At 33.7% G+C, this 8,712-nt stretch carries 8 protein-coding genes; all 8 read right to left on the bottom strand.

The genetic code is table 11. The features are described from left to right. Positions 1-181: 181 nt before the first annotated feature. Positions 182-832, bottom strand: coding sequence for an ABC transporter ATP-binding protein (locus AC1DJR_RS10765; protein WP_429687667.1), 651 nt, complete (start codon positions 830-832; stop codon positions 182-184). Then, complete coding sequence (locus AC1DJR_RS10760) at positions 833-2,065, bottom strand: ABC transporter permease (protein WP_477002580.1); 1,233 nt, start codon at positions 2,063-2,065, stop codon at positions 833-835. It lies immediately after the preceding gene. A 9-nt stretch (positions 2,066-2,074) separates the two neighbouring features. Continuing rightward, positions 2,075-3,148: an ABC transporter permease gene (locus AC1DJR_RS10755; protein WP_033715638.1), complete on the bottom strand. Its 1,074-nt coding sequence runs from the start codon at positions 3,146-3,148 to the stop codon at positions 2,075-2,077. An 87-nt stretch (positions 3,149-3,235) separates the two neighbouring features. Further along, on the bottom strand, positions 3,236-3,631 hold the full coding sequence (locus AC1DJR_RS10750; RefSeq protein ID WP_429687665.1) for a hypothetical protein: 396 nt from the start codon (positions 3,629-3,631) through the stop codon (positions 3,236-3,238). A gap of 196 nt (positions 3,632-3,827) precedes the next feature. Next, positions 3,828-4,682 carry a patatin-like phospholipase family protein gene (locus AC1DJR_RS10745; RefSeq protein ID WP_477002579.1) on the bottom strand — a complete coding sequence of 285 codons (855 nt, stop codon included), beginning with the start codon at positions 4,680-4,682 and terminating at the stop codon, positions 3,828-3,830. Positions 4,683-4,831: 149 nt separating this feature from the next. Beyond that, positions 4,832-5,986 (bottom strand): KdpD-like non-kinase potassium sensor, encoded by a 1,155-nt coding sequence (gene kdpDN / locus AC1DJR_RS10740; RefSeq protein ID WP_477002578.1) that lies wholly within the window; start codon positions 5,984-5,986, stop codon positions 4,832-4,834. A gap of 56 nt (positions 5,987-6,042) precedes the next feature. Beyond that, on the bottom strand, positions 6,043-6,624 hold the full coding sequence (kdpC, locus tag AC1DJR_RS10735; RefSeq protein ID WP_016101775.1) for a K(+)-transporting ATPase subunit C: 582 nt from the start codon (positions 6,622-6,624) through the stop codon (positions 6,043-6,045). A 16-nt stretch (positions 6,625-6,640) separates the two neighbouring features. Further along, positions 6,641-8,686: a potassium-transporting ATPase subunit KdpB gene (gene kdpB, locus AC1DJR_RS10730; protein WP_477002581.1), complete on the bottom strand. Its 2,046-nt coding sequence runs from the start codon at positions 8,684-8,686 to the stop codon at positions 6,641-6,643. Between the last annotated feature and the right edge of the window lie 26 nt (positions 8,687-8,712).

Raw genomic sequence — 8,712 nt, 5'->3', positions numbered from 1 at the left:
GGGATTGCCCGTAGTTAACCCTCACTACTAGCCAATCACTTGACTAGCAGGGCTTACTGATATATTTAATTMACTTTGGTTATAATTGKTTAAATAAATCGTAACAGTTAGTTACCCTTTATATACATTTTCCATATGTATCACCTCTCTACATATTTTTATCCATATTATACCATGTTGCTTATTGTATATTTCCATCAAGCAAACTTATTGTCCTCTCACAATATTCAGCTACCTTTTGATCATGTGTTACAACTAGTACCGTTTTTCCTTGTTTATTAATTTCTTTTAAAATGCTCATAATTTTTTTCCCGTTTTCTTGATCAAGAGCACCAGTCGGCTCATCTGCTAGGATAATTTTTGTATCTTGTGCTAATGCTCTTGCTATCGCCGTTCTTTGCTGCTCTCCTCCTGATAACTCGTAGGGATATTTGTTAATATGTCTCTCAAGCCCTACCATTTCCAGCATTTCTTTTGATATTTGCATACGTTTCTTATGAGAAATCCTTCTATATACAAGTGGAAGCATTACATTTTCAATAATTGTATAATCATCTAGTAGCGAAAAGTTCTGAAACACAAATCCAACTTCCTTATTTCTATACTTATGATAGTTTGATTTTAATGTACTAGTATCCATGCCATCTAAAAAATACTTTCCTGTAGAAGGGCTATCAATTAAGCCAATAATGTTGAGAAGAGTAGATTTCCCCGAACCAGATGGCCCCATAATAGCTATCATTTCACCTTTCTCTATTGTAAGATTAATATCTTTTAAAGCACTAAAATTACTCTTTCCGAAGTCCTTAACCACATTTGCGAGCTGAATCATCTATAACACCTCTTTCATATATGTATTTTTTATTTTTAATACATTGAAGTAAATGATTGCATATATAATGAGCATCATTATAATTGATAACGCACTTATAGCAATTAATGATTCTTTAGAAACTTTTAACGTTCCAAAAAAAGATACCGTGCTATTCTCGAAATCTTTCTGAATATCAATTATTCCGCTATTATCCCATTGAAAATACATAGTTCCTATACATATTGATAAGATGAATAGCAACATATACTCAATAATAAACGGAAGACATATTTGAAAAGTACTTGCTCCTAATGCTGATTTAATAGAAATATTTTTACGCTCCATATAAAGCGCTGCCATTGATGTTAATAAAATAGATATAAATGAAAAGGATAAGACTGTACCGCTTAATAATAAGGGGTATGACATATTATCAATGCCTTGCTTTTCGTTTTCTAACAATTTATTCGGATTTGTAACATAATACGAATACCCCTTACCTTCTGTTACCTTTAATACTTTCTTTTGAAATTCATTTATATCCATTTTCTCATTTATTTCTATAATTAACCCATTATATAAAAGTTCTACACTGTGGAATTCTATTTCTTCTGTTCCAATTGGTAAAATAGCCATGTCATCTAATAATGTAATACGATTGTCTAATATTTCACCACTCCTAGGATGTATAAATGGTGAGTTTTTTTCTAAAAAACCAATTACTTTTAGTTTCGTTTTTCCAGATGGTATGACATCACCAATAGATACTTTTTCTTTATAATTAGCACCTAATATAACAGGCCTAATATTAAATACTGATTTATGAAATTCCCATTCCTCAAAATATCTTCCTTGTGAAAGTCGTATATGAAAATATTTATTAATACCTTTATCAACAAGCAGAGTCTTTATCGTTTCATTTTCTTTATTTAAGGTAAATGAAGATTCACGAAACAAATAATTTGTTGTATTTGTAATTGATATCGTATTAGATAAACCTTGAATGAAATGTTGATAGTCATTTTTTGCTTTTTCTTCGCTAAACAACGTTATATCTTGTGTTGCATAAAGTTCATAGAAATTTTCATTAGTCGATAAACTGTTTGCTACTGTCATCATTTTTCGATATCCCGAAAGGTTACTAATAAATTCTATAGCTGAAGAAAATGCAATAACTAAAGAAATTACTATAATCACATTCGGTAACAGCCTTTTTTTCATAGACCGTATAGAATCAAATATAAAAAACATGTAGACCTCCTATGTTCTTAAATGTTTTCCGGGATATATATTTATAATGTGCTTGATTGGAATTAAAGTAACAAACATTGTAAGAAATATTATAAAACCAACATTACATATCAATACATATAGTGTTAACGGTTTTAATAAGTATGTCTGAAAATACGTATGAATTGTTCCAGATAATATTTCTAAAGTAAGAAAAACCAACAACATCGCTGCTAGAGAAACAAACAAAATTTGAATATATAGTTCGCAGTAAATAGATCTATTAGACGCACCTACTGCTTTTTTTAATGAAATCTCCCTTTGTTTCTTATAAATCCAAAATAAGACTGCGGAAATGCCAGAAACTATTGCAACAAGAATAAACTTATAATAATACTTATTTGCTGAATCTATACCTGTTACATTTAGTTCCTGAAGATCTCGTTCATTCAGTATTTGAACCTCTCCCGAAAGCACTTCTTTGCTCCTATTTATAAACATTTTTATTTCGTTATGAATAGATGATGTAGGGTTAACAACTGTTAATTGTAATTGTTTACTAGCGATAATACCTTTTTTAGATATATTAGGTAAGTTTTGAAGTGGAATGTATATGTCTGATACACCGACATCACTGTCTTTCCTCGATACAGTTCCTATTTTTTTATATGTATCATCAAATTCATATAATTCCTCTACATTTGTTTGATCACCAACAACCATATCACTTGAATTTCCACGATGAAAATATTGCCCTTCAGAAATATATGGCGTCCAATAATAATCATCTTTTAAGTTCAAAGCTATGATTTTTATTGCACCTGAACTATTCAATGCTTTTAAATTCTCTACGTAAATATCACTTTTTACAAAAGTATCTTGAATGAAAGGAATGATTGATTCAAGCTCTGTTTCATTATCTATAGGAACTGTTAACATTTGATTCTTTTCTGGAAAGCCGATTTGAAAGGCAGATATAAAGTTTCGTTTCGACTCTGTTAAAAGCGCGGCAACTGATATAGAAAGAAACGAAATAAAAAATGACATAAGAAGAATTATGGAAAACAGTTTGTTGCTTTTTATATTTTTAAAAGCTAAATACATACTTTGGCTCCTTTTAAATAAGAAGGAGATGATATACATCCCCTTCTCCTTATCCAAATATTTATAAAGACAACTGTTTAATGTTTTTTACCACTGTAATCGTAAGTTACCATTACTATCAAAAGTACCTTTGTGTGTATCTTCTTGATAGTCATTATTCTCATTAGCATAATGCTCAGAGTAGAGTCCTTTTGCACCAAAGGCGTTATATGCACCATTACTAACAGTAGCATTTAATGCTCTTCCAGATTCATGGGATCCTAACTTATCCGAGGCGCTTTCAATATATGAATAGCTTCCTTTTGAATTAATAAAAGAAATCGCTACTGAACAGCGAGATGCATTTTGATTCGTAGTCGTTTGAGCTCTGTAAGATAGTAGATTACCGCTTTTGTGACCACTTAAAGTTGGATAGAATGCACATGTTGAGATTGATGTTGCTAATAATACTAAAGTCGTAATTGAAAAAACCTTTCCTTTCATTAACAATCACCTCATAAATTAAATAGTTTAGTAGCGCTACATCGTCATAATACCCTTCAAGCAAATTTTTCTCAATAATAAACCCATATGTTTTACAAACTCTTTAAACACTTAAACATTAATACATTTTTAAAAAGTAACGTATAAGTAGCAATATAAAAAGGCTGCGGAGAAAATCTTCTCCACAGCCTAATACTTATTTTTGTAAAAACGACTGTAAATCTGCAAACTGTCTCTTTGCATCTTCATAGCCTTGCTCATATAGATTTTGTAGTTTTGCCGTATCTTTTTCCATACGATCTACTTGAAGCTGTACTTCTGGACGAATAACAAATAAGTTCCCAGCTTGCTCTTCTTTTTCAATGTAGTGAAGTGTTTCATTATATACTTCATAACGATTCAACATCGTATTAACAAGTTTCGGATATTTTTTATAAGCTTTCGCTGCCACCCATCCAAACTTTGATTTTTTCTTAGCATAACCATGATTTCTCGTTAAAATAACGACTGATTTTTTAAATCCATCTTCTTGCGCTTTACGAACTGGAATCGGATCAGATATTCCTCCATCTAATAACTGCTTACCACGGTAATTTACTACWGGTGCAATCAAAGGTAATGAACTAGAGGCTTGTAATAAATTTAGYGCATCATCATTCGTTCCYTCTTTTTCAAAATAAACAGACTGTCCTGTTTCACAATCTGTTGTGCCTACAAGGAAACGCTCTGGACTATTAAAATATGTTTCAAAGTCAAACGGGACATGTTTTTCTGGAATTTCATGAAAAATGAACTCCATATCAAACAATTGGCGTTTTCTCCATAAATTTTTATACGATAAATATTGTGGGTGTGATRCATAATCAATATTKACYGTTTTATTTCTATTTCTTTGTCTGGAAAGATACGACGCTGCATGACAAGCACCAGCTGATACACCRATTACATATGGAAAATATAAATCTTGTTCCATAAARTATTCTAATATCCCGCCCGTATATACACCACGCATACCGCCGCCTTCTAATACTAACCCCGTATTTTCAAGCATGTTATTCTCTCCTCTTTATATATATTGACTCTTTAATTATTCACTATGTTAAGTATCTTTTTCTATTATATATGAGTTCTTTCAGAAATTATATTCAAAAGGCTTGAAAAAAAGAAAAATAGAGACTCCTCAACAATCCGGTCTCTATTTTAAGCTCTTTGATCCGCAACGATATGAATATCAATATACTTCGTTTGTCTCATAATTTCATTTACAATGGAACCTTTTCTTATTTCTTCCCATCTTGTTCTTGCCGATTGTCCGAGTAAAACTTGTGTCACCTGTAGTCTGTTCGCGACTTCAATAATAACATCAGCTGGCTTTCTTCCTTTCGCTTCTTCTAATACAAAGCTCGCATCAAATTGATTCGTTAGCGATTTCCATTCTTCAATCGTTTGCTTTTTGCCAGCTGAAATAGAATCTATATTTTCTCTTTCAACGTTTAACACATACAATTCAGCATTTAGCCGATCAGCCATGCGCCAACCTCTCCGTATTAATTTCTCTGCTGTTGAACTGTATTGTACACAAACGAGAATTTTTTCTTTCACACCGATCGGTTCTATTACTGTTTGGCTAATTTTCTCATCCATATCATCTGCAACTTCTCGAAGTGATAACTCTCTTAATGCCCCTAAATTATTTATCGTAAAGAAGTTTTGTAAGCTTTGTTGAATTTTTTCTTCCTTATATATCTTTCCATCTATTAATCTCTTCCGGAGTACCTCAGGTGTTGCATCAACAAGCTGAATTTCATTTGCTTTTTGTAAAATAAAGTCTGGAATACGCTCTCGTACTTTGACATTCGTAATTTGAGCTACAATATCATGAACACTTTCTAAATGTTGAATATTAAATGCTGATAATACAGATATACCGGCATCTAACAATTCCTGCACATCCATGTAACGTTTCTTATTTTTCGACCCGGGAATATTACTATGCGCAAGTTCATCCACAACAACAATTTGTGGTGCCCGCTTTATAATTCCTTCCACATCAAGCTCATAAAATCCCTTTCCTTTATAATCTATTTCTTTTRAAGGGACTTTTTCTAAATCAGCAATCGCTTCTTCTGTCTCTTCCCTACCATGTGTTTCAATTAAACCAATTACAATATCAATACCATCCTTTTTCATTTCTCTAGCATCATAGAGCATTTTATAACTTTTCCCTACTCCTGGTGCAGCCCCTACGTATAGCTTTAACTTTCCGCGATTTTGCTGCCGAATATATTCTAAATACTCTTCTGGCGTTCGCCTTTGAAACGTCGGTTTATAGTCATCCGCATACAAAACACTCACAACCTTTCTTTCGAAACAACGCTACCTCAATCCGTTAGATTGAGGTAGCACTGTTACTATTTCATTAATTTCTGCAATTCTAAATTTAGCTTTAAGACGTTTACACGATCCTCTCCAAATAAACCGAGTGCAGCTCCTTCTGTTTGATCCTTAATCAATTGATCTAGCTTTTCTTTCGGAATATTCGTTAATTTCGAGATGCGATCTACCTGTACGGAAGCCGCCTTCGGACTAATGTCAGGATCAAGCCCTGAACCYGAATTCGTCACTAAATCTATCGGTACTTCTGTAACTGGAACGGCCCGGTTTTGTTTCTTCCAGTCATCAATACTTTTCTCAACTCGTTTTGCTAAATCTGGATTAGACGGTGCATAGTTATTTGAACCAGATGCTTCTGCTTTATATTCTATACTAGAGACACGTCCATGAAAATAACGTGGATCTGTGAAATTTTGACCGATTAATTTTGAACCAACTACTTCATCTTTATCATTATATATAAGACTTCCATCCGCATTATCCTTCATTACCGCTTGCGCAATACCAGTTACAATAAGCGGGTATACGAGGCCGCACAAAACTAGAAATGTAAAAGTAATACGAATAATTGGTGAAAGTATACTTTGTTTTTTCGCCATCTTTTTCCCCTCTTCCTTATATGAACAAGCCGACAATTATATCAATTACTTTAATTCCAATGAATGGAACGATAACTCCACCAAGCCCATAAATGAGTAAGTTTCGGCTAAGCAATGCATTAGAACTCATCGGTTTATATGCAATACCTTTCATCGCTAACGGAATTAGTAGTGGAATAATAACTGCATTAAATATTAATGCTGATAAAATCGCTGAAAGTGGCGATGTTAATTTCATAATGTTCAATGCTTCCATTTGCGGAATTGCTAATGTAAACATCGCTGGAATGATTGCAAAATATTTTGCTATATCGTTTGCAATACTAAACGTCGTTAACGCACCTCGTGTCATTAACAATTGCTTACCGATTCCTACAACCTCAATAATTTTAGTTGGATTCGAATCTAAATCGATCATATTTGCTGCTTCTTTCGCAGCAGTCGTACCACTATTCATCGCTAACCCAACGTCAGCTTGCGCTAATGCCGGGGCATCATTTGTACCATCACCTGTCATCGCTACAAGTTTCCCTTTGTCTTGTTCTGCTTTAATAACCGCAATTTTATCTTCTGGTTTACACTCAGCAACGAATTCATCTACTCCTGCTTCCTTTGCAATTGTTGCTGCTGTTAACGGATTATCGCCTGTACACATAACCGTTTTAATYCCCATTTGGCGCAATTGTTCAAAACGTTCACGCATACCAGGTTTCACTGTATCCTTTAAATATATTAAACCGTAAATACGATTGTCTACTGCAACTACAAGTGGTGTTCCGCCTTCTTTTGAAATTAAATCTGCTTTTTGATTCACATCTTTTGGAATCATCCCGCCTTGCGATTGAACCCATTCAATCACGGCACCAACAGCACCTTTTCTCACTTTCGTTCCATCCTGTAAATCAACACCGCTCATTCTTGTTTCTGCTTTAAATGGAACAAATTCACCTTGTTCTGCAATTTCTCTATTATATGATATAGATTTCGTTTGTACATATTCTRTAACAGATCGACCTTCTGGTGTTTCATCTAAAACTGAGCTAATCGCAGCCCATTTTCCTACTTGCTCAATCGTTTCATTTCCTACTGGTAGCAGTGTATGTGCCATCCGGTTCCCGAAAGTAATCGTACCTGTTTTATCTAAAATAATCGTATTAATATCGCCCGCAGCTTCTACTGCTTTCCCTGACATCGCTAATACATTAAACTTTGTTACGCGGTCCATCCCAGCAATACCAATCGCTGATAATAACCCACCAATTGTCGTTGGAATTAAACAAACTAACAATGCTACAAGTACAGCTGTATCAATTTGAAACCCTAAATAGTTTGTAAAAATCGGCAACGTCACAACGACGATTAAGAAAATTAGAGTTAAACTCGTTAATACTGTATTTAAGGCAATTTCATTCGGCGTTTTTTGACGCGCAGCTCCTTCTACTAAAGAAATCATTTTATCAATAAATGATTCCCCAGGATTACTCGTAATTACAATCGTAATCTCATCACTTACAACCATCGTACCGCCTGTTACTGAACAAAAATCGCCACCYGCYTCTTTTATWACAGGAGCTGATTCCCCTGTAATTGCWGATTCATCKACAGACGCTAAWCCTTTAATTACTTCACCATCATTYGGAATCATTTCYCCTTGTTTTACAATAACAACGTCACCTTTTCTCAGATCAGTTGCTGAAACTTGAACAATATCTCCATTTTCTTTTACAACATTTGCAAATACATCTTTCTTCGATTGTTTTAAAGAATCAGCTTGCGCTTTACCACGCCCTTCAGCTAAAGCTTCTGCAAAGTTAGCAAATAAAACTGTAAATAATAGAATGAGAGAAACTGTTATATTAAACCATCCTGGTACACTACTAGAACTACTTKGAAGAAAGGATAAAATTAACGTAATGATAAATCCAATTTCCACAACGAACATAATCGGATTCTTTATCATTACTTTCGGATTCAATTTCGCAAAGGATTGTTTCATCGCATGTGTCACGATATCACGATCCATCGTTTTTGCTTGTCTAACCTCATCTTCTACAGCATGTATTTGTCATCTTCTACAGCATGTATTTG

Source organism: Bacillus sp. 05T31, from assembly GCF_056396725.1.
This window is presented reverse-complemented; position numbering and strand designations above follow the sequence as displayed.